We start from the raw sequence: 20,794 nt of genomic DNA, 5'->3' as shown, positions 1-20,794 counted from the left end.
GCGTTTTCCGTTAGGGAAATCGCCAGCATCACTATTAATTCAAAACTTGTTTACACAAGTTCAGCTTAAAGGAATGTTCTAAAACGCAAATTCGTTTCGGTATCCAGTTTTCAAGGATCAAGATATTACAAGTATTCAAGTAAATCATTATGGTGGAGCCAAGCGGGATCGAACCGCTGACCTCCTGCTTGCAAGGCAGGCGCTCTCCCAGCTGAGCTATGGCCCCATAAAGTATAATGTTGTAGATGTTATATGGTGGGCCTTGGTGGACTCGAACCACCGACCTCACCCTTATCAGAGGTGCGCTCTAACCAACTGAGCTAAAAGCCCATATAACATAACATGGTTTCAACCATAGAATGGTTGTCCGCTTGGCAGCGTCCTACTCTCCCAGGACCCTTCGGTCCAAGTACCATCGGCGCTGGAGGACTTAACGGTCGTGTTCGGGATGGGTACGTGTGGAACCCCTCCGCTATCGCCACCAAACGGGATGAAAGGATTGACCTTTCAAAACTGAACACGAGTGAGTAACTAACCGACCGGTTAGATTTAAGATTTGAATGTCATCATTGCAGATGACGATTCTCCATAGAAAGGAGGTGATCCAGCCGCACCTTCCGATACGGCTACCTTGTTACGACTTCACCCCAATCATCTACCCCACCTTCGGCGGCTGGCTCCCTTGCGGGTTACCCCACCGACTTCGGGTGTTGTAAACTCTCGTGGTGTGACGGGCGGTGTGTACAAGACCCGGGAACGTATTCACCGCGGCATGCTGATCCGCGATTACTAGCAATTCCGACTTCATGCAGGCGAGTTGCAGCCTGCAATCCGAACTGAGACCAGCTTTGCTGGGATTGGCTCCACCTCGCGGCTTCGCTTCCCGTTGTACTGGCCATTGTAGTACGTGTGTAGCCCAGGTCATAAGGGGCATGATGATTTGACGTCATCCCCACCTTCCTCCGGTTTGTCACCGGCAGTCACTCTAGAGTGCCCAGCCTTACCTGCTGGCAACTAAAGTCAAGGGTTGCGCTCGTTGCGGGACTTAACCCAACATCTCACGACACGAGCTGACGACAACCATGCACCACCTGTCTCCTCTGTCCCGAAGGCCGCCCCTATCTCTAGAGGATTCAGAGGGATGTCAAGACCTGGTAAGGTTCTTCGCGTTGCTTCGAATTAAACCACATACTCCACTGCTTGTGCGGGTCCCCGTCAATTCCTTTGAGTTTCAGTCTTGCGACCGTACTCCCCAGGCGGAGTGCTTACTGTGTTAACTTCGGCACCAAGGGTATCGAAACCCCTAACACCTAGCACTCATCGTTTACGGCGTGGACTACCAGGGTATCTAATCCTGTTTGCTCCCCACGCTTTCGCGCCTCAGCGTCAGTTACAGCCCAGAAAGTCGCCTTCGCCACTGGTGTTCCTCCACATCTCTACGCATTTCACCGCTACACGTGGAATTCCACTTTCCTCTTCTGTACTCAAGCCACCCAGTTTCCAGTGCGACCTCAGGTTGAGCCCAAGGTTTAAACACCAGACTTAAATAGCCGCCTGCGCGCGCTTTACGCCCAATAATTCCGGACAACGCTTGCCCCCTACGTATTACCGCGGCTGCTGGCACGTAGTTAGCCGGGGCTTTCTTCTCAGGTACCGTCACTCCGGTAGCAGTTACTCTACCGGACGTTCTTCCCTGGCAACAGAGCTTTACGATCCGAAAACCTTCATCACTCACGCGGCGTTGCTCCGTCAGGCTTTCGCCCATTGCGGAAGATTCCCTACTGCTGCCTCCCGTAGGAGTCTGGGCCGTGTCTCAGTCCCAGTGTGGCCGTTCACCCTCTCAGGTCGGCTACGCATCGTCGCCTTGGTGAGCCGTTACCTCACCAACTAGCTAATGCGCCGCAGGCCCATCCCTTATCGACAGATTGCTCCGCCTTTTATCCTTCCCTCAGGCGAGGAAAGGGATTATCCGGTATTAGCTACCGTTTCCGGTAGTTATCCCAGGCTAAGGGGCAGGTTGCCTACGTGTTACTCACCCGTCCGCCGCTAAGCTCACCCCGAAGGATAAGCTCCGCTCGACTTGCATGTATTAGGCACGCCGCCAGCGTTCGTCCTGAGCCAGGATCAAACTCTCCAATATAGTATTGAAAAGAGCGATTCGCTCATTTTGAAACATCTGACGAGAATTTACATTCTCAAGATGAATTTCTAAAGCGTACAAGACGCTGCAAAAATCATCAGTTTTGGAATCACCGAAGTGATTTCCGATACTCACTCGTTGTTCAGTTTTCAAAGATCAATTTGTCGCTTTTCTTCAGTGTCGCGCTTGTCAGCAGCGACCTTTATAATATATCATAACACCTTCGATTAAGTCAAGCGTTTTTTTAATTTCTTTTTCCGCTTTCCTTTTGAACAAGTTATTGATGATTAGCTTGTCCGAAGGGCCGAGAATTAATGTACCATAAATCCTTAGGCCCCGTCAACCTTTAAAACAAAGTTATTTTTAAACCAAGCAGCATCAGTACTCCCGGCAGTCCTAAAACCGTTACTGCGCCTATCGTCGCCGGATTTATGGGTATATAGACTTCAGTTAGCAGACCTGAAAAATTAACAATATAAATCCCTACTGCCGCAAGCACCAGGTGAGTTCCGAACACAGTAAGCCAGCCCAAGCCCAGCTTTTTACGGAATATAATTAAGCCCAGCAGAAGTAATGACCCGACCAGAACAGCTAACGCAATTGTCCGCATCCCTCTCTCTCCCCACTCATATAAATTAGCCAACCGTATCACAACCGGCTACGGTTAATCCCCAGGATTTTTGCGTGCTTAAGATGGATCTGATACTTACGCTCGGCAGCCTCAAGAATAAATATGGCGTAATCAATCTGGTCCTGGCCCAGAGCCTCATTAAACATCAGGTGTGCCCTCTCCCACTCCAGCTGAGCATTACGAACCTCCAGGAACACACGCCAGTCCTCATCCACACTTGAATGCCGGAAAATTTTATCGCTGCTTTCCTGCCTGGCACTCCCCCACCACCGCATACTATACTCCCCCTTATGAAGAATTGAGCCTTTGCAGGCCAAACTGAACCGCTGCATATTCTCATTCATATCGGCGGGAGGACAAACTTAGAACTTAAAAGCGTAAAGCTCCAAATACATTGATGGCAACACTTAAAGAAAAGGAGCAGCGTTTAGTTATAAACAAAAAAAGAAGCCCCGCGGGGCTTCTTTTCTGCATACAGCTATAGCATATCCGTTACAAGGCGCCTCACAGCTCCCGTCGGCCCTCCAGAGCTTTGGACAAGGTCACTTCATCCGCATACTCTAAGTCGCCTCCAACGGGCAATCCGTGGGCTATTCTCGTGATTTTGATATCAAACGGCCGGACAAGACGGGAAATGTACATAGCTGTAGCTTCCCCTTCGATATTCGGGTTGGTCGCCATAATAAGCTCCTTGACCCTTTCGTCGCTCAGCCGTGTCAGGAGCTCTTTAAGCCGGATATCGTCCGGACCAATCCCCTCCATCGGAGAGATTGCCCCCTGCAGAACATGATAATAGCCGTCAAACTCCTTGGTCCGCTCGATGGCAACAAGATCCTTGGACTCCTGAACCACGCAGATTACCGAGGAATCGCGGGTTTTGTCCTGGCAAATCCGGCAAGGATCGGTATCGGTAATATTACAGCAGACCGAGCAATAGTGAAGATTTCGTTTGACGCTGACCAGCGCCTTGGCAAAATCAATAACTTCGTCCTCTTTCATGTGCAGCACATGAAAAGCCAGCCGGGCTGCTGTCTTTGGCCCGATTCCGGGCAAGCGCGTAAAAGCATCAATCAGCTTGGCTAGCGGTTCTGGATAATACAAAGTGATGATTCTCCTTTAGGCTAGAGTGTAGCGGGCCTAGAACAGTCCCGGGATCTTCATTCCGCCAGTGAATTTGCCCATGTCATTGTTAGCCAGTTCTTCCGCTTTGGTAAGTGCATCGTTAACAGCAGTGATCACAAGATCCTGCAGCATTTCTACATCATCCGGATCTACAGCTTCCGGTTTGATCTGAATGGACAGTACTTTTTTGTGTCCGTTAACCTGTACGGTAACTACTCCGCCGCCGGATGTTCCTTCGATGGTTTTGCTGCCCAGCTCTTCCTGTGCCTTGAGCATTTGCTCCTGCATTTTCTTGACCTGTTTCATCATTTGATTCATATTATTCATTGGTCGTCTCTCCTTTGGAATGCGCTTGTGCGCTGATAGGCTTAAAGGTTACTCCTTTATGACAACAAGGTCTTCCCCAAACAGCTGGATCGCCTCGTCAATCCATGGTTCACTCTTATCTTCCGCGGCATCGTGCTCATGTTCCAGCCGCAGCTCCTCACTTCCCGGTTTGGCAGCTGATTTCTGCGAGGCCTCATTCCAGTCACGCAGCATCATTGTCACCAGTCGATACGGCTTGCCCAGACGCGAAGCAAACACATTCTCGATTACCTGCCTGTTAGCCGGCTTCTCGGTAGTATCCCGGTGGATAGTATTCTTAAAAGCCACCAGCACCGCATCATCCATCACCGATACCGGCTCCCCGTCAACAAACCAGGCGTGAACCGTAACCCGTTCTTCCTTCACGGCCTGGAGCACATTACTCCACTGTTTATAAACAGCATTAGAGTCAGAGCTATCCTTACTGGCAATGAATTTATCAAGCTGCGGAGGCAGCTTGGAGGATGAAGAGACACGCGGAGCCGGGCTTGCAGCAGGGGTCTGGCGCTGCGCAGCACCCTGATCCCGTCCGCCCCCGGATACTCCGCCCGCTTGAATAGCCTGCTCAAGCTTCTTCTCCAGCGCGGCAATCTGACGCTTCAAGGCTTCCAGTTCGCCCGCAGCTGCAGGCTGGCCGCCGGCCGCCGGCTCCCGCAAAGCATCAGCCGCTGATGAAGAACCCGATAACGGCGGTACAGCTTCCTGCTGCATGGTGCACAGCTTCATCAAGGCTACCTCAAACAGTGTCTGGGGATGGGTTGCATATTTCATCTCACCAAGATAGCGGTTTAAAGTCTCAACGATCTGAAACAGCCTTTCACGGGAGAAACCATTGGCCATATCACGGAACTCTGCAGGATTAAGCACACGGTCCGTAAGCTTATCGGCACCAGGGACCATCTTGATCATCAGCAGATCCCTGAAATAGTACAGCAGATTCTCCAGACACTTATCAGCGCTCTTACCTTCCTGCATAAGCTGCTCCACCAGTTCCAGCAGCCGCCCCATATCTCCTTCAAGAATGGCAGTGGCGAGCTTTGCGAACTGTTCGGAAGGAATGCCCCCGGTCATGCCGAGCACCTGCTGATAGGTCACTTGGCCGTCTGTAAAGGACGATATCTGGTCCAGTATGCTGAGCGCATCGCGCATCCCCCCGTCGGAGAGCCTAGCGATATACTGGAGCGCATCGGCATCTGCGGTAATACCCTCTTTCTGGCAGATCTCGTTCAGACGGCCGCTCTGTTCCTCCAGAGATACCCGGCGAAAATCAAAACGCTGGCAGCGGGATATTATCGTTGCCGGCAATTTATGGGGCTCTGTCGTGGCCAGTATAAACATTACATGCGGAGGCGGCTCCTCCAAAGTCTTCAGCAGGGCATTGAACGCCTCTGTTGTCAGCATATGCACTTCATCAATAATATACACTTTACGGCGTACTTCGGTAGGCGCGTATTTCACCTTATCCCGCAGGTCGCGTATTTCCTCAACACCGCGGTTGGACGCCGCATCAATCTCCTGAACGTCCATGATATTGCCCGAAGTGATCCTCAGGCAGGAAGGACATTCATTGCACGGCTCCGGGCCCGGCCCGCGCTCACAGTTGACCGCTTTGGCGAGCACCTTGGCCGCACTGGTCTTGCCGGTTCCCCGCGGGCCGCTGAACAGGTAGGCATGAGAGACCCGCTGTTCACGGATTGCATTCTGCAGCGTCTGGATAATATGCTGCTGCCCTACCATGTCCTGAAACGACTGCGGCCGCCAAGCACGGTACAGCGCGATATGTTCCACTATGCATTACCCTCTCTTAGACTGCCGCTTTCCGGCATTTGTCGCTAATTTATTATACTATATTCACCAGACTTTGACCAAAAACAAAAAGCATCTTCGCTTGTGGCAAAGATGCTGTTAATTAGCTGATATTAAACCGTGCACCTGTTATTGATGACTGCGATCCAAGCGGCAACCCTACGGAACTGCTCGGGCTAGGCCACCCTCCGGCACAAGAGTAAACTTGCTTATGGCTGCTTCCTTCCGGACCTGACCAGGTTCACAAGCACTCATTGCGGAGGACCCAACCGTCAACACAGCCCATAGGAACCAAGGCCTCACATCGACAGCACCTCTAACAGGAATTCAACCTCGCTACAGCGGATTGCGAGTTACAGGGCACCGCTACCTCCCCGTCTAGCACGGCGAAGATAAGTATAGCTCACACCCCGGCAAAAATCAACCTCTCCCTGGAAGTGGCAAATAAAAACTCCCCGGATATTTCATCCGGGGAGTCATCCAATGCTAAGCCGCAGCCCAGCGCTGGTAATTAGATACCGTATTTCTTCTTGAATCTATCGACACGACCACCAGCATCCAGGAATTTCTGCTTGCCAGTGAAGAACGGATGGCAGTTGGAGCAAATTTCGACGCGCAGTTCCTGCTTAACAGAACCGGATTCGAAAGTGTTGCCGCAAGCGCATGTCACATTAGTAACGTGGTACTTCGGTTGAATGGCTTCTTGCATTTCAATTTCACCTCTCTTGCCCTAGGCCTCATGCGGACCCAGAGTTATTAAACACACAACGACATTTTAGCACGAAATTTGGGACACTGCAATATCTTTAAAACAGAGCATCCCAGATCCGCTCAAAGCGTGATGCGCCGTTCCTTCACGCGGGCCAGCTCAGCCGGGGGCACATGTGTATAAGAGCCAATCACCACATCCGGCAGCTCCTCGCGGAAGATATCAAGCATGGTCTTCATCCCCAGAATCTCCCCCCGGGCAGGAGGAATAAGTCCCAGGTAGCTCTCAGGGTCAATATTAAGATTGCGCATCTGAATCAGCTTGAGATCGGAGCGTCGGCAAAATTCAACCATCGCTTCAATCTCTTCCTCCCGGTCTGTTACTCCCGGGAAGATCAGATAGTTAATTGAAGTATATACACCCTGGGAAGCTGCATATTTCAGTGACTTCTCTACATTGGCAAGCGTATATCCGCGCGGCTTGTAATAGGCATTGTAGTGATCGTCCAGTGCACTGATGGTGCTGACCCGCATCAGGTCAAGCCCTGCATCCACAATCCCGCGGATGTGGTCGCTGAGTCCGGCATTTGTATTGATATTGATGTATCCCATATCTGTAGTTGCCCGGACTTCACGAATCGCTTCAATAATCAGTTTAGCCTGGGTGGAAGGCTCACCTTCGCAGCCCTGCCCGAAGCTGATAATGGACTGCGGTGTCTTCAGGTGCTCCAGCATGACCTGAGAGATTTCGCTCACTGTTGGCCGGAAGTTCATCCGGGTCTGCGGAGAGACAAATCCGCTGTCGTCAGGCTGTTCTGAAATACAGCCGAAGCAGCCGGCATTACACGAGTAGGAGACCGGGACAGCTCCTTCCCAACGGCCCAAAAAGGTATTGGAGGAGGTAAGGCATTCATAGCCGAGGGCACAATTCGAGAGATGGTCATACAGGCGGTTATCCGGGTATTTGGCCCGCAAATCACCTACCCCCACTTCAACTTCTCCCCGGTCACAGTTGAGGGGGTTCCACTTCTCCGGATCATCCGTCGGATCTGCAGCAACATAAAAGCCGCCGTCCTTCCACACTACAGCTGAATAGCCGAAGAGCGGAAGCTTATACGACTTGTCTGTCTTGACATAGCCGGGAAGGCACAGTCTCGTATAACCCTGCGGCAGCAGTGCACCGACTGCTTGTGACCCCTCCGGCAGCGGCAGCATTTCGCCCGTCTCAGGATTCATGCCTACTGCACGGGTGCTTGGCAGCCCTACGAGGGTAGCTCCTTCCGGCAGCGGGATCAGCTCCTCCTCCAGCATCTCAACGATCATATCGCCGCTGCGGGCAAGACCATACAGCTCCGGATGATCATATACATTTCCTTGTTCATCGGCATATACCAGATACATGTTAATCTCCTCTTATTCTCTATTCTCAGGTTGTAGGGACAGAAGGTGTCTTGGGCCGCGAAGTACGCCGTGCAGATGCACCGCTATTGGAGGTTCCACCGCTGCTTGCAGTACCGTTTGGTGCCGAATCCTTGCTTCCCGCCACATCGAACGAGGCCAGGAATTCAGCGTTAGTCTTGCTGTCGCGCAGCTTTTTGAGGAAGCCTTCCACGAAGTCATACGACTCGTTCATATTTTTGCGGATAGCCCAGATGGTATCCAGTTCTTCCTTGCTCAGCAGCACTTCTTCGCGGCGTGTTCCGGAACGCCGGATGTCGATAGCCGGGAAAATACGGCGTTCCGCCAGCTTGCGGTCTAAGTGAAGCTCCATATTGCCCGTACCTTTAAATTCCTCATAAATAATATCATCCATACGCGATCCGGTATCAATCAGTGCTGTAGCAAGTATCGTCAGGCTTCCGCCCTCCTCCACATTGCGCGCAGAACCAAAGAACCGTTTTGGACGATGGAAAGCAGCAGGATCAATACCTCCACTGAGTGTACGTCCGGATGGAGGAACCACAAGGTTATAAGCACGTGCCAGCCGTGTAATGCTGTCCAGCAGAATGACAACGTCCTTCTTATGCTCAACCAGACGGAGAGCGCGCTGCAGCACAAGCTCAGCAACTTTGATGTGATTCTCAGGCAGCTCATCAAATGTAGAGGCAACTACCTCACCTTTTACCGAGCGCTGCATATCCGTTACTTCCTCGGGGCGTTCATCAATCAGCAGTACAAACAGTTCAATCTCAGGATTATTAGTGGAGATACTGTTGGCAATTTCTTTCAGGAGGAGCGTTTTCCCTGCTTTGGGAGGTGCTACGATCAAACCGCGCTGCCCCAGGCCTACAGGAGCAAGCAAATCCATTATTCGGGTAGACAGATGGGTAGGGGATGTCTCAAGCGGCAGCTTGTCTTGCGGATAAAGAGGTGTAAGCGCCGGGAAATGCAGGCGTTCCGCTGCACTGGCAGGATTCTCGCCGTTAACGGCATTCACTTGAAGCAGACCAAAGTACCGTTCATTTTCTTTGGGTGTGCGGCATTTTCCTGATACAAGATCGCCGCTTCTAAGATCAAACTTACGGATTTGCGAGGCTGAAATGTAAATATCCTCCGGACTGGGCAAATAGTTAATTGGCCTCAGGAACCCGTATCCTTCCGGCAGAATTTCCAGCACGCCCTCCATAAACATCAGCCCGCTCTGCTCCGCCTGTGCCCGGAGAATAGCGAAGATCAGCTCCCGTTTCTTCAGCTGTCCGTAGTAAGGAATCTGGTATTTCTTGGCCAGCTTATACAGCTCGGTCAGCTTCATTTCTTCCAGATCGGAAATTTGAAGATCCATGTAATAACCACCTATTCAATTTTTATAAAATATAAATCTATTAAATTGCTCATTAGGATAGGATTACCCGATTTGGAAGGAGATATGCAGCACTTTCACAAAAATCCCCTTCAAAAATCAGATAATCCTATGATTTAATCTTCCTCGCGCCAGATTTCAGCACCAAGATCACGCATATTCGTTACCAGGTTGTCGTAACCACGGTCGATATATTCTACGCCTGTCACTTCCGTAATTCCGTCTTCAACAGTCAATCCGGCAATAACAAGCGCTGCACCAGCACGCAAATCAGCCGCTTTTACCTTGGCTGCATTAAGCCTGCCGCCCTCAATAATCGCCGAACGCCCTTCAACACGGATCTTTGCGCCCATACGCACCAGCTCGGGAACATGCTTGAACCGGTTGCTGTATACGAAATCACTTAATACACTGACCCCTTCAGCCTGGGTAAGCATACTTGTCATAGGGGACTGCAGATCCGTAGCGAAGCCCGGATAGATCAGCGCTTTTACATCGACATGCTCATATTTGGGTCTGCCGATAACGCGGATGCTCTCATCCAGCTCCTCAATACCAACCCCCATCTCCAGCAGCTTGGCCGTCAGCGCCTCCAAGTGTTTGGGGATCACATTATCTATCAGCACATTGCCGCGCGTTGCCGCCGCAGCAATCATGTATGTTCCAGCTTGGATCCGGTCGGGAATGATGGAATGGCGGCAGCCATGCATCTCGGTAACGCCCTCAATCCGGATGGTTTCTGTACCGGCGCCTTTAATAACAGCGCCCATTGAGTTCAGCAGGGTAGCTACATCTATAATCTCAGGCTCTTTGGCCGCATTTTCGATAATTGTAGAGCCTTTGGCCCGTGAAGCCGCCAGCATAATGTTAATGGTTGCACCGACGCTGGATACGTCTAAATAAATTTTTGCACCGCGCAGTTCCTTGGCATACAGATGAATAGAACCATGATCGTTGGTCACGGTTGCCCCAAGTGCCTCAAAGCCTTTGATATGCTGATCAATCGGACGGGGCTCGAAGTTACAGCCTCCAGGCAGACCTATAGTCGCCTCTTTAAATCTTCCAAGCAGCGCTCCCATCATATAATAAGAAGCACGAAGTTTTTTGACTGGTCCGTTAGGCATGGGAATGGAAAGAATACGGGAGGGGTCGATTCTCATCTGGCTGCCTGTCCAGGAGACAGTCGCGCCAAGCTCTTCAAGAATTTCGGAGTAAACGGCTACATCACTTAGGGACGGCAAATTATCCAGAACAACTTCCGATTCAGCTAAAATAGCAGCAGGAATAAGCGCGATCGCGCTATTCTTCGCTCCGCTGATGGTTACAACGCCCTTTAGCGGACGTCCACCGCCAATCATTAATTTTTCCATAGAATTATCTGTTTCCCCCTACGTGTATTGCAGCTTGCCCTGGCAATACCTGCTGTGGCTTATTAGTGTGAAGAAGAAACGGCTGCGCCGCCCTTTAAATAAGGACGGCACACGTTTCATTAAAAAGAATATCCATATTAGACGGTCTACAATATTAAACAGCTTGTCCGCCTGGGGCGAGTCAGCTTAGGCTTTGTTGCTGGAACCGAATTCGCGGATTTTGCCGATAACGGTCTGTTTGATAGCTTCACGGCCTGGTGCAATGAATGTACGAGGATCGTAAGCATCTGGTTTAGCAGCCAGCACTTCGCGAACCACTTTTGCGAATGCAATCTGGTTCTCAGTGTTTACGTTGATCTTGGAAGTTCCCAGGGAGATGGACTTCTGGATATCGTGCAATGGAATACCGGTACCGCCGTGAAGAACGAGCGGAAGCTTAACAGCATCGCGGATTTCTTCCATTTCTTTGAATCCGAGGTTAGGCTCGCCATGGTAAGGGCCGTGTACGGAACCAAGCGCCGGAGCCAGAGTATCAACGCCGGTTTCTTTAACCAGAGCAATACACTCGTTCAGGTCTGCATATTGAATGCCGCCGATAACGTCATCTTCCTGTCCGCCTACAGTACCAACTTCGGCTTCAACGGAAACGCCTTTAGCATGTGCGTACTCAACAACTTTTTTGGTCATTTCGATATTTTCAGCGATTGGATGGTGGGAACCATCGATCATAACGGAAGTAAATCCGGCATCAATAGCGTCTTTACATTTGTCAAAGCTGGAGCCGTGGTCCAGGTGAATGGCAACAGGAACAGTGATCTTCATGTCGTGAATAAGTCCTTCAACCATCTTCACTACAGTAGTGAATCCGCCCATGTGACGCGCAGCGCCTTCAGAAACACCAAGGATTACCGGGGATTTCTCTTCTTCAGCTGCACCAAGAATCGCCTGAGTCCACTCCAGGTTGTTAATGTTGAACTGGCCTACTGCATATTTTCCTTCAAGTGCTTTGTTTAACATGTCAGTCATCGATACTAATGGCATGGTTTCAATCCTCCTAAGAATGTTGGTTGCTTATATATAAGCCCACATCACATACAGGCTTATTATAGCACATCCTGTGTCAAATACTAAATAGGGTACACAAAAAAATGTCCCGGTGGGACGATATTTATCCAACCCTTAAAAAGGGCAGGCTTATCCTGATTTAGCTTATCCATAGAAGACCCTCACCAAACCATTAACACCAACAATGCTGCGGCATATTAACCGGCTTGCCCCTGAAGGTGCGTATTTACCGCCACCCGCATTTCATCAATGTCAAACGGTTTGGTAAAATGCATTAATGCGCCAAGCTTTGTTGCCTCCTTGATCATATCGAGCTCACCATATGCTGTCATCATAATAACCTTTATAGCCGGATCGAGCTCTTTCAGATGCTTGAGGATTTCCAGTCCGTCCATACCCGGGATTTTCATATCCAGCAGAACCAGGTCCGGGGATTCCTTCTGGACGATTTCAAGCGCCGCCTTTCCGTTAGCAGCCTGATAAGTGACATACCCTTCGCTATTAAATACTTCCATCAGGAGAATCCGGATTCCGTTCTGATCATCGACGATTAATACTTTTCTCTTTTCCATATCATACCCTCCCAGATATAAGGCAGATTGTCTATGCCGCGCCCTCTCACAGCTGACGGCCCGTTATGACTGTTCAGTCTATACGAAACCTATAATTCGTGCTTTGTTGCCAAAATCCTGCTAATTGGATAAAAAGGGTAAATACATTCCATTAAATGGTGGAATGCCGGCTTCTGGGTTCGGTCATTTCTGCTTCTATATCTAAAAGAAGACCTCCTTGCGGAGGCCTTCAGCCGGCTATCAGTACCGGCATAACATATACGTAAAGACTGGTTTATGACTTACAGCTGCTCTGAATGTGTCAGGGAAGCTTTGACAAACTCGCGGAACAGCGGCTGCGGACGGTTCGGACGGGAAGTGAATTCCGGATGGAACTGCACTGCCAGGAACCAAGGGTGTCCCGGAAGCTCCACAATTTCGACCAGGCGTCCGTCCGGTGATGTTCCGGAGATAATCAGGCCCGCCTTTTCAATCTCATCGCGGTAAGCATTGTTAAACTCATACCGGTGACGGTGACGCTCATACACCAGCTCATCATCATAGCAGGACATTGCCAGGGAATCCGGCAACAGTTTGCATGGATACAGGCCAAGGCGCATGGTTCCGCCCATATCTTCAATATCCTTCTGCTCCGGCAGCAGGTCGATCAACGCATGCGGTGTAGCCGGATCGATCTCCGAGCTGTTCGCACCAGCCAGTCCCAGAATGGAACGGCCGTACTCGATTACTGAAACCTGCATCCCAAGGCAAATGCCGAAGAATGGAATGGACCGCTCACGCGCATAACGGATTGCGGAGATTTTACCTTCAATCCCCCGGTCTCCGAAGCCGCCCGGAACGAGGATGCCGCCGATGCCGCCAAGCAGCTCGTCCACATTCTCATCCGTGATCAGCTCAGCGTCAACCCAGCGGATTTTGACTTCTGCGTTGGCTGCAAAGCCGGCGTGGGACAGAGACTCCACAACACTCAGATAAGCGTCATGCAGCGCCACATATTTACCGACAATGGCAATTTCAACCGTGCGCTCAAGCTGCTGAATCCGGCTCAGCATGCTCTCCCACTCACGCATATCCGGCGCCGGCGTAGTCAGCTTCAGGTGGTTGACTACAATTTCGTCCAGGCCTTCGTCACGCAGATTGAGCGGAACTTCGTATAGAGTGGAGGCATCGCGGCACTCTACTACGGCATTCTTGTCAATATCACAGAACAGGGCCAGCTTAGCCTTCATGTCATCAGTCAAAGGATACTCCGTACGGCATACAATCACATTCGGCTGAATTCCGATGCTGCGCAGCTCTTTCACGCTGTGCTGTGTCGGTTTGGTTTTTACTTCACCGGCAGCCTTGATATAAGGAATCAGGGTCACGTGAATATACATTACATTTTCCCGGCCGATATCGCTCTTGATCTGACGGATCGCTTCCATGAACGGAAGACTCTCGATGTCCCCTACGGTACCGCCGATTTCAGTGATAACTACGTCAGAGCCTGTCTCGCGTCCGGCACGGAATACGCGTTCCTTGATTTCATTCGTGATGTGAGGGATAACCTGAACCGTTCCGCCCAAGTATTCACCGCGGCGCTCTTTGCTGATGACCGAGGAATAGATCTTACCTGTCGTCACGTTGCTGTTCTTGGACAGATTAATGTCAATAAACCGTTCGTAGTGTCCAAGGTCAAGGTCTGTCTCCGCACCATCATCCGTTACAAATACTTCCCCGTGCTGATAAGGGCTCATTGTCCCCGGGTCTACGTTAATGTAAGGATCGAATTTCTGGATCGTCACCTTAAGACCTCTGTTTTTGAGCAGCCGGCCCAGCGAAGCGGCTGTAATGCCCTTGCCCAGGGAGGACACGACGCCACCCGTTACAAAAATATACTTTGTCACTGTAAAACCCTCCTAAATAAAGTCCAGAAATTCAGGCGACGCTTCTGTTTATCGTAACCCTTTTTTCCATCATCAAACCGGGGGAAACCAAAGTTACTTCCGCCGCCCAAAATGAAAGGCGATCATCCCAAGTAGAAACGGCTTCGCCGTTCTTCAGGGAAGGCGGCATCCGTTTCTGCAAGAAATATCAGACCTGTGTAAGTCCCTAGACATATACTGCTGATATTTTGAAAAACACGGAAAAACCATCTAAAAAAATAAAAAAAGTGACACCCGTAGAGCCGGGGCACTTTTTATTTTAGAAAACATATTAACTTTCATTAGAAGCCCATGCAATAGTTTACTCTGGCGGTACCACCCGTGTCAAGGGAGGAATTAAGCCTTCTTACGATATTAATAATCGTCGTCTCCGTCGCCGTCAGCATCCCCATTGTCATCTTCTTCAGAATCCTCTTCGTCCTCGTCTTCGTCGATGTCGTCATCATCAATAACCACATCGTCGTCAACTTCCTCTTCGCTGTCGTCGTCGGAATAGAGGTCGTCGCGGTCTTCGTCGATCGCATCGAAATCCTCTTCCTCAGCAGAGTAGTTATCATCCTCTTCGGTGAAGTCATCGTCTTCCAGATCGTCGTCCTCATCGTTGATGATACGCGGACGCTTGGAGTTGCCGACTGGATCATCGGAGCGCTCAAGCGGATACCAGCGTTTGAGTCCCCACAGGTTGGTTCCGACACAGGCAAAACGCCCGTCGATGTTGATCTCGGTATATAACTGGGCAATCGTATCGTTGGTTTGTTCTTCGGTCATACCGCGCAGCTTGGCCACTTCAACCATAAGGTCACGGTAATAATAAGGCGTATTAGCCGCCTTGAGCACCAGGAAGGCCAGGTCGACCATCGGCATTTCTTTAACTTTCTCAGGGTCCAGCTTTAAATTGAGTGGCGTACTCACTAAAGGACACTTCCTCTCACGCATATTAACAAAACTAAGTAAAACCTATTTGAGTGCAAAATGCAAGTCAAATGCGGCAGGAAGACGGAAATGAACAGGAATAATATGTAATATGCCCGCAGTCATTAAAAAGGCGGAGGATATTCCTCCGCACATGACTGTATCCACGCCAAGGATCGGCTCCTTACGGGATGTTGCAAAGAGAACTGAATATCTCTTCTGTTTATTTTATGTGATGCACCGCTTTTTGACACGATGGGCAGCCTATTTCGCTAAAAAAGGGCAAGTTCCCATTCGGACGTCTGCCTCCCCTCATACAATATGGCAGCACGGCAGCGAGGAGGGGACGGCGTAACCTATGGATTATTACGGATTTTGGCAGTTGCTGCTTGAGGAGATTTCGGCTGCCCCCAAAAATGCGGAGCGGCGCATTGTGACCTTCAATGATCACCGCCAGTATGCCGGAGCTCTGTCACAGTGGAAATCCCTGAAGGCGAAGCGCCCGGGGCTGCGGCAGGTTCAGGTCTCAAGTCTGATCAAGGCTTTTTTTGTACCGGCCGCAGGAGCGGAAAAGCTGATGGACAAATTCGCCGCCTCCTTAAGCATAGAAGAAGACCTCAGAATCCAGGTTCACTCCCTGGCGGGTGAAAAAACAGGTGCCGCGATGATGCCATGGGGCGTGAAGGCGATTCATGCCCCCCAGGCCTGGTCCAAATCCACCGGCGTCCATGTGAAAATCGGTGTCATTGACACAGGGGTCGATTACCGGCACCCCGATCTGAAGCATTCGCTCGCCTCCGGCGTCAATCTGCTCCACCGCGGCATGCTGCCGCTGGATGACAACGGGCACGGTACACACATTGCGGGCACGCTGGCGGCAGCAGGCGGCACCCGCGGCATGATGGGCGTGGCCCCGCGGGCCTTGCTCTATCCGGTCAAGGCTTTTGACCATAACGGCTCTGCCTATGTGTCCGACATTGTGCTCGGCATCGACTGGTGTGTGCAGAACAAGATCGACATCATCAATATGAGCTTCGGCATGAAGACGCGGAGCAAGGCCCTGCATGATGTGGTGATCAAGGCCTACCGGGCCGGAATCGCCATCATCGCCTCCTCCGGCAACGACGGCAAGCGGGGCGGGGATTACCCGGCCCGCTATCCCGAGACGATTGCCGTCGGCGCCCTTGACCGGAGGCACCGCGTCGCGGCCTTCAGCAACCGCGGCCCGTATATCGATGTATACGGGCCCGGCGAGGGCGTGCCCTCCTGCTGGCTGCGGGAGGGCTACAAGGAAATGAGCGGCACCTCCATGGCGACCTCGCATGTCACCGGTGCCGCGGCCCTGCTGCTCGCGCTGCGTCCGGCGCTGACGCCGCGCGAGCTGAAGCAATTGCTGCGCCGCACGGCCCTGCCGGTGCGGCTGCGCAAGGGCCAGCGCCGTGCCGCCCTCGGCGGCGGCGCAGCAGATGCCCTGCGCCTGCTGCGCGCAGGCGCAAGAGCCAAACAGGCCGCCGCCGCTGCCGCGAAGGCGTAGGCCCGTAGAGGCCCCGCCGCGCACTGCGGCGGGGGACAGCCGCCGGGCGCAGGGCCGGCGGCACCAAAAAGCACCGCCTCCCCGTGGAACGGGGGGCGGTGCTTGGTGTGCTGAGCGGGTGTTACATCCGCTCAGGAGCAGTTACGCCAACGAGACGCAGGACGTTGGCGATGGTGGTGCGGGCCGCGCCCAGCAGGGCGAGGCGGGCCACGGTCTGGGCAGCGTCGTCAGTGATGACGCGCTCAGCCTTGTAATAGCTATGGAACTGCGCAGCCAGATCGTACACGTAGCGGATCAGGCGGTGCGGCGCATAGCTTTCGGAAGCAATAGCAATTTCGGCAGGAAGCTCGCCGATCTTGCGCAGCAGGTCATATTCATGAACAGCTGTCAGCTTGCTGAAGTCAATCTGATCGATGGCAGGCACGGTAATGCCCTGCTCCTCAGCCTGGCGGAAAATACTGCAGATCCGCGCATGCGCATACTGCACATAATAGACAGGATTCTCATTGGATGTGGAAATGGCCAGATCCATGTCGAAATCAAGATGGGAATCCATGCTGCGCATAGTGAAAAAGTAGCGGATCGCGTCGAGGCCGACTTCTTCCATCAGATCTTCCATTGTAACGGCCTTGCCGGTACGCTTGGACATTTTGACTTTCTCGCCGTTCTGGAACAGGCTGACCATCTGGGCAATCAGCACGACCAGCTTCTCAGGGTCATTGCCGAGCGCAGACATCGCTGCCTTCATCCGCGGGATATAGCCGTGGTGGTCGGCGCCCCAGATGTTGATCATGGTATCGTAGCCGCGCTCATACTTGTCGTTATGATAAGCGATATCCGGTGTCAGGTAAGTGTAGGTGCCGTCGTTCTTGATTAGCACGCGGTCCTTGTCATCCCCGTATTTGGTTGTATTGAGCCAGGTAGCGCCGTCCTGCTCGTATACCTCGCCGCGGTCGCGCAGCTCATCCAGCGAGCGCAGCACCTGGCCGTTCTCGTACAGCGAGGTCTCGCTGAACCAGATGTCGAAATTGACGCGGAAGCGTTCAAGGTCGCGTTTGATCTTGTTAAGTTCCTTCGTAAGCCCGTAGGTACGGAAAAATGCCGCACGGTCTCCCGGAGTCATCTCCAGCAGGCTGTCGCCCTTTTCGGCAACGAGCTCCTTGGCAAAGCCCTTGATGTCCTCACCGTGGTATCCGTCCTCCGGCATTTCCGCCGGCTGGCCGAGCTCCTGTAGGTAGCGGGCCTCGATCGATTTGCACAGATTGTTCACCTGGTTACCGGCATCATTAATGTAGTATTCGCGGGTTACCTGGTAACCGGCAAAATCAAGCACATTACACAGGGCATCGCCGACCGCAGCGCCGCGGGCATGTCCAAGATGCAGGCTGCCGGTAGGGTTCGCGCTGACAAACTCCATCTCCACCTTTTTGCCTTTGCCTGTCTCAATCCGGCCATAATTGTCGCCCTGCTCTGTGACAAGACCGATGACCGGATAAAGGTAGCTCTTGGAGAGCGTGAAGTTGATGAAGCCCGGACCGGCGATCTCCGCTTTTTCAATAGAGGCTGAAGCAGTGTCCAGATGCTCAATAATAGCTTCCGCAATTTGACGCGGATTGCGCTTGGCGATCTTGGTGAGCTGCATAGCTGCATTGGTCGCCAGATCTCCATGAGCCTTGTCCTTCGGCACTTCCAGCGCAATGGCCGGAAGCTCTTCCTGTGTTACGAGACCGGCCGCCAGAATAGCATTAGCAACCGCTTCTTTGACCCGCTCATTGGCAAGCTGCAGCGGATTTAAACTTTGTGTCATGATTGTGGTTCCTCCTGTATATACAAACTGATAGCGAACTGTCCTGATAACTCCCCGTAGACGTACAAGTCATACTCCCACGAGACCTCCAGCGAACGTCCATTACGCGTAATATCCAGCTTCCGCGTGTCGGTCGAGAGATTAAACTGGGCGTACGGGGACCGGTAGAAGCCCGGCAGGAGCCGTCCTGTCTCAAAAGACTGCTCAGACTCAATGCTCCCGTGCCGGATCAGCTTCAGTTCACGGCCCGTAATCTTGATCATCGTACGGACAGATACAGCCTCTCCCTGCGGGCCCTGCTCCGCTTCTTCATAACGGATAAACAGCTGCTCCCCTTTGGAGATGACTTCACCGGCAGCCTTAATCACATTCTTCTGCCCGTCCTGCCGGCTTTCCAGCGTAACAGTAACACCATATTTGGCGGACTGTAGTTCAGACATGCTCTGTTCCTCGCTTATCGTTCTATTCATAAATTCAAGGCATATTCGCTTACCCATTGTACACTAAATCCAGTCCGGGTGAGCAATACAATTGAACTTTTATTTTCCCTTTAGGATCAGCCGTGGCTCCAAAGAATGTTTGGACTTCCGGCCGCTCCCCTTCTTCAAATTTCTTCAATTCATTTAGTTACAACGGCAGCAGCCGCAAGGTATCCTTGGCCCGCAGCTGCTCTACCATGGCATGCCAGGCGGCTGGCTTATCTTCGAGCACCGCATAATAGCGGGTCAGGAAGTCAGCCACCAGGGAGGCCTCTACCGACTCCAGCCCCTCTTGTCCGGGCATGAAGCAGAGATCCAGACCGGTTACAGCTTCGCCGTCGCCCTGCCAGGACGGGTGGACATAAGGGAAATCAAGCCGCTCATACCCGAGATGGGACAATACCTCACGGCGGACAAACGGATCCATCGGCTTAACGCCGCCGAAGCCGAAATCCTCCACCCGGTACGGATCATAAATCTCCGCGAACATGCCGTACAGCTCCTTGCCGTTATCTGCTGCAAGCTTCCCCAGATCCTTCAGGCGGCTCCCGGCCAGAAAACGCCCGATCCCGAGGCCCTCACGGCCGATTACGGTGAAGTCGGTCATCGCTACGTTCCAGTCCGGATAGTAACGGTATTCTGTAGTCCCGACAACGTTGCCTTCATGGACGGCTGCGAACGCACGGATTCCCGGGTCTTCCAGCGGCTCCTGCCACAGGCTGTATTCCAGCACCTCTTCCGGCGGGAACACCTCGCTCAGCAGATTATGTACTTGTCTGAATAGCGGATCAGAAAGGCTCGTAATTCTTACATATTCCATAGTAGAATCTCCTCCTGTGTTATTCTGATTGGGCTCTGCTTTTAGCCTGTCTTTTCTATAAAAAAGGATTGCGCCACTCCATTAGCGCAGCGTAATTGCAGGACTCCTCATCCTCCAGGTAGTCCGCTGCCACACCAAGCGGCGACCGCCCGCAGCGCAGCAGGAACGTTATGACCGGATCAGCCAGCTGCCCGCCGATAACCTCAGCAAGATACGCCTCTGCCGATAGCCGGGAGGCCTCTTTATGATAGCCGGGCATTCTTCCCGCACCCAGCAGCCGCTCAAGCTTCTGTTCTACGACCACATGATACAGGGACTGTACCAGCTCCTTGCCCAGTCCCAGCTTGCGAAATTTGGGGCGTACACACAGATCCGCAATATACAGCGTATTGCCGTCCGGCTGATGTGTGGTGATATATCCGTCTGCTGTTACTTCAGACCAGGTATGACTGTGATGTGCCGATTCTTCATTAAAAAGAATTTTGAGGCTCGTAACCGACCCGGCCAGTTCACCATTCACTTCTGCGCAGAGCGCCCCCTCCGGGAACAACTCCACATGATTGTGCAGCTGCTCCCGGTTCCACAGAAGCTCTGCCGGATAAGGAGGCGGAAAAGCTTCCGATTGTATCGTAATCAGCTCGTCAAAATCCGCCGCCGTATAATTCCGGATAACCGCAGGAACCGGCACTTTACCGTCAAAGGCATAAAAGCTTTTAGTATACATCCTTGCCTGA

General features: G+C 52.1%; 18 protein-coding genes, 2 tRNA genes, 2 rRNA genes and 1 other RNA gene. 1 reads left to right on the top strand and 22 read right to left on the bottom strand.

Annotated elements, in window-relative coordinates; translation table 11 throughout:
- Positions 1–150: 150 nt before the first annotated feature.
- From AC4G46_RS00660 to rpoE, 18 genes are all read right to left on the bottom strand, one after another.
- Positions 151–226 (bottom strand) — tRNA-Ala (locus AC4G46_RS00660).
- Between the two features lie 27 nt (positions 227–253).
- A tRNA-Ile gene (locus AC4G46_RS00655) sits at positions 254–330 on the bottom strand.
- Positions 331–369: 39 nt separating this feature from the next.
- Positions 370–486, bottom strand: a 5S ribosomal RNA gene (gene rrf, locus AC4G46_RS00650).
- Positions 487–592: 106 nt separating this feature from the next.
- A 16S ribosomal RNA gene (locus AC4G46_RS00645) occupies positions 593–2,140 on the bottom strand.
- A 346-nt stretch (positions 2,141–2,486) separates the two neighbouring features.
- Positions 2,487–2,750: a pro-sigmaK processing inhibitor BofA family protein gene (locus AC4G46_RS00640; protein WP_491126254.1), complete on the bottom strand. Its 264-nt coding sequence runs from the start codon at positions 2,748–2,750 to the stop codon at positions 2,487–2,489.
- A 38-nt stretch (positions 2,751–2,788) separates the two neighbouring features.
- Positions 2,789–3,046: a hypothetical protein gene (locus tag AC4G46_RS00635; RefSeq protein ID WP_491126253.1), complete on the bottom strand. Its 258-nt coding sequence runs from the start codon at positions 3,044–3,046 to the stop codon at positions 2,789–2,791.
- A gap of 229 nt (positions 3,047–3,275) precedes the next feature.
- Positions 3,276–3,872: a recombination mediator RecR gene (gene recR, locus AC4G46_RS00630; protein WP_090719015.1), complete on the bottom strand. Its 597-nt coding sequence runs from the start codon at positions 3,870–3,872 to the stop codon at positions 3,276–3,278.
- Between the two features lie 36 nt (positions 3,873–3,908).
- Positions 3,909–4,220, bottom strand: coding sequence for a YbaB/EbfC family nucleoid-associated protein (locus AC4G46_RS00625; protein ID WP_090719013.1), 312 nt, complete (start codon positions 4,218–4,220; stop codon positions 3,909–3,911).
- A 48-nt stretch (positions 4,221–4,268) separates the two neighbouring features.
- A complete protein-coding gene (gene dnaX / locus AC4G46_RS00620) occupies positions 4,269–6,047 on the bottom strand; it encodes a DNA polymerase III subunit gamma/tau (RefSeq protein ID WP_491126252.1) in 1,779 nt (592 codons plus the stop codon).
- A 136-nt stretch (positions 6,048–6,183) separates the two neighbouring features.
- Positions 6,184–6,452: signal recognition particle sRNA large type (gene ffs / locus AC4G46_RS00615), an RNA gene on the bottom strand.
- Between the two features lie 124 nt (positions 6,453–6,576).
- On the bottom strand, positions 6,577–6,774 hold the full coding sequence (gene rpmE, locus AC4G46_RS00610; protein ID WP_068722301.1) for a 50S ribosomal protein L31: 198 nt from the start codon (positions 6,772–6,774) through the stop codon (positions 6,577–6,579).
- 122 nt (positions 6,775–6,896) lie between these two features.
- On the bottom strand, positions 6,897–8,174 hold the full coding sequence (locus AC4G46_RS00605) for a radical SAM family protein (RefSeq protein ID WP_491126251.1): 1,278 nt from the start codon (positions 8,172–8,174) through the stop codon (positions 6,897–6,899).
- Between the two features lie 25 nt (positions 8,175–8,199).
- Complete coding sequence (rho, locus tag AC4G46_RS00600; protein ID WP_221803706.1) at positions 8,200–9,555, bottom strand: transcription termination factor Rho; 1,356 nt, start codon at positions 9,553–9,555, stop codon at positions 8,200–8,202.
- A 134-nt stretch (positions 9,556–9,689) separates the two neighbouring features.
- On the bottom strand, positions 9,690–10,943 hold the full coding sequence (gene murA / locus AC4G46_RS00595; RefSeq protein WP_491126250.1) for a UDP-N-acetylglucosamine 1-carboxyvinyltransferase: 1,254 nt from the start codon (positions 10,941–10,943) through the stop codon (positions 9,690–9,692).
- Between the two features lie 186 nt (positions 10,944–11,129).
- Positions 11,130–11,984 carry a class II fructose-1,6-bisphosphate aldolase gene (fba, locus tag AC4G46_RS00590; RefSeq protein ID WP_068722295.1) on the bottom strand — a complete coding sequence of 285 codons (855 nt, stop codon included), beginning with the start codon at positions 11,982–11,984 and terminating at the stop codon, positions 11,130–11,132.
- Positions 11,985–12,205: 221 nt separating this feature from the next.
- Positions 12,206–12,580 (bottom strand): response regulator, encoded by a 375-nt coding sequence (locus AC4G46_RS00585; RefSeq protein ID WP_068722293.1) that lies wholly within the window; start codon positions 12,578–12,580, stop codon positions 12,206–12,208.
- A 281-nt stretch (positions 12,581–12,861) separates the two neighbouring features.
- A complete protein-coding gene (gene pyrG, locus AC4G46_RS00580; RefSeq protein ID WP_491126249.1) occupies positions 12,862–14,469 on the bottom strand; it encodes a CTP synthase in 1,608 nt (535 codons plus the stop codon).
- Positions 14,470–14,862: 393 nt separating this feature from the next.
- On the bottom strand, positions 14,863–15,420 hold the full coding sequence (rpoE, locus tag AC4G46_RS00575; RefSeq protein ID WP_491126248.1) for a DNA-directed RNA polymerase subunit delta: 558 nt from the start codon (positions 15,418–15,420) through the stop codon (positions 14,863–14,865).
- Between the two features lie 358 nt (positions 15,421–15,778).
- Here rpoE and AC4G46_RS00570 point away from each other — a divergent pair, with 358 nt between their 5' ends.
- On the top strand, positions 15,779–16,954 hold the full coding sequence (locus tag AC4G46_RS00570; RefSeq protein ID WP_491126247.1) for a S8 family peptidase: 1,176 nt from the start codon (positions 15,779–15,781) through the stop codon (positions 16,952–16,954).
- A 121-nt stretch (positions 16,955–17,075) separates the two neighbouring features.
- On the opposite strand, the gene argS is transcribed toward AC4G46_RS00570, so the two are convergent.
- The 4 genes from argS to AC4G46_RS00550 form a co-directional block, all read right to left on the bottom strand.
- Entirely contained in the window at positions 17,076–18,761 is a 1,686-nt protein-coding gene (argS, locus tag AC4G46_RS00565) for an arginine--tRNA ligase (protein ID WP_491126246.1), read from the bottom strand.
- Positions 18,758–19,201 (bottom strand): YwiB family protein, encoded by a 444-nt coding sequence (locus AC4G46_RS00560; protein WP_491126245.1) that lies wholly within the window; start codon positions 19,199–19,201, stop codon positions 18,758–18,760. Before AC4G46_RS00560 ends, argS begins: the two co-directional genes overlap by 4 nt.
- Positions 19,202–19,388: 187 nt before the next feature.
- On the bottom strand, positions 19,389–20,060 hold the full coding sequence (locus AC4G46_RS00555) for a GNAT family N-acetyltransferase (RefSeq protein WP_491126244.1): 672 nt from the start codon (positions 20,058–20,060) through the stop codon (positions 19,389–19,391).
- Between the two features lie 55 nt (positions 20,061–20,115).
- The gene (locus AC4G46_RS00550) at positions 20,116–20,784 is read right to left on the bottom strand and encodes a GNAT family N-acetyltransferase (RefSeq protein WP_491126243.1); all 669 of its coding nucleotides are present in this window, start codon (positions 20,782–20,784) and stop codon (positions 20,116–20,118) included.
- Positions 20,785–20,794: the final 10 nt, after the last annotated feature.

It is taken from the genome of Paenibacillus sp. fava2, assembly GCF_058313675.1.
The sequence above is the reverse complement of the archived record's forward strand: the minus strand, read 5'-3'. Positions and strand labels throughout refer to the sequence as shown.

What these genes read in the sequence shown, in the direction of transcription:
- AC4G46_RS00550 (WP_491126243.1), bottom strand. Translation starts at nt 20,784, where the DNA reads ATGTATACTAAAAGCTTTTATGCCTTTGACGGTAAAGTGCCGGTTCCT.
- AC4G46_RS00585 (WP_068722293.1), bottom strand. Translation starts at nt 12,580, where the DNA reads ATGGAAAAGAGAAAAGTATTAATCGTCGATGATCAGAACGGAATCCGG.
- AC4G46_RS00570 (WP_491126247.1), top strand. Translation starts at nt 15,779, where the DNA reads ATGGATTATTACGGATTTTGGCAGTTGCTGCTTGAGGAGATTTCGGCT.
- argS (WP_491126246.1), bottom strand. Translation starts at nt 18,761, where the DNA reads ATGACACAAAGTTTAAATCCGCTGCAGCTTGCCAATGAGCGGGTCAAA.
- AC4G46_RS00640 (WP_491126254.1), bottom strand. Translation starts at nt 2,750, where the DNA reads ATGCGGACAATTGCGTTAGCTGTTCTGGTCGGGTCATTACTTCTGCTG.
- fba (WP_068722295.1), bottom strand. Translation starts at nt 11,984, where the DNA reads ATGCCATTAGTATCGATGACTGACATGTTAAACAAAGCACTTGAAGGA.
- AC4G46_RS00635 (WP_491126253.1), bottom strand. Translation starts at nt 3,046, where the DNA reads ATGCGGTGGTGGGGGAGTGCCAGGCAGGAAAGCAGCGATAAAATTTTC.
- AC4G46_RS00555 (WP_491126244.1), bottom strand. Translation starts at nt 20,060, where the DNA reads ATGGAATATGTAAGAATTACGAGCCTTTCTGATCCGCTATTCAGACAA.
- rpmE (WP_068722301.1), bottom strand. Translation starts at nt 6,774, where the DNA reads ATGCAAGAAGCCATTCAACCGAAGTACCACGTTACTAATGTGACATGC.
- AC4G46_RS00625 (WP_090719013.1), bottom strand. Translation starts at nt 4,220, where the DNA reads ATGAATAATATGAATCAAATGATGAAACAGGTCAAGAAAATGCAGGAG.
- AC4G46_RS00560 (WP_491126245.1), bottom strand. Translation starts at nt 19,201, where the DNA reads ATGTCTGAACTACAGTCCGCCAAATATGGTGTTACTGTTACGCTGGAA.
- AC4G46_RS00605 (WP_491126251.1), bottom strand. Translation starts at nt 8,174, where the DNA reads ATGTATCTGGTATATGCCGATGAACAAGGAAATGTATATGATCATCCG.
- rho (WP_221803706.1), bottom strand. Translation starts at nt 9,555, where the DNA reads ATGGATCTTCAAATTTCCGATCTGGAAGAAATGAAGCTGACCGAGCTG.
- murA (WP_491126250.1), bottom strand. Translation starts at nt 10,943, where the DNA reads ATGGAAAAATTAATGATTGGCGGTGGACGTCCGCTAAAGGGCGTTGTA.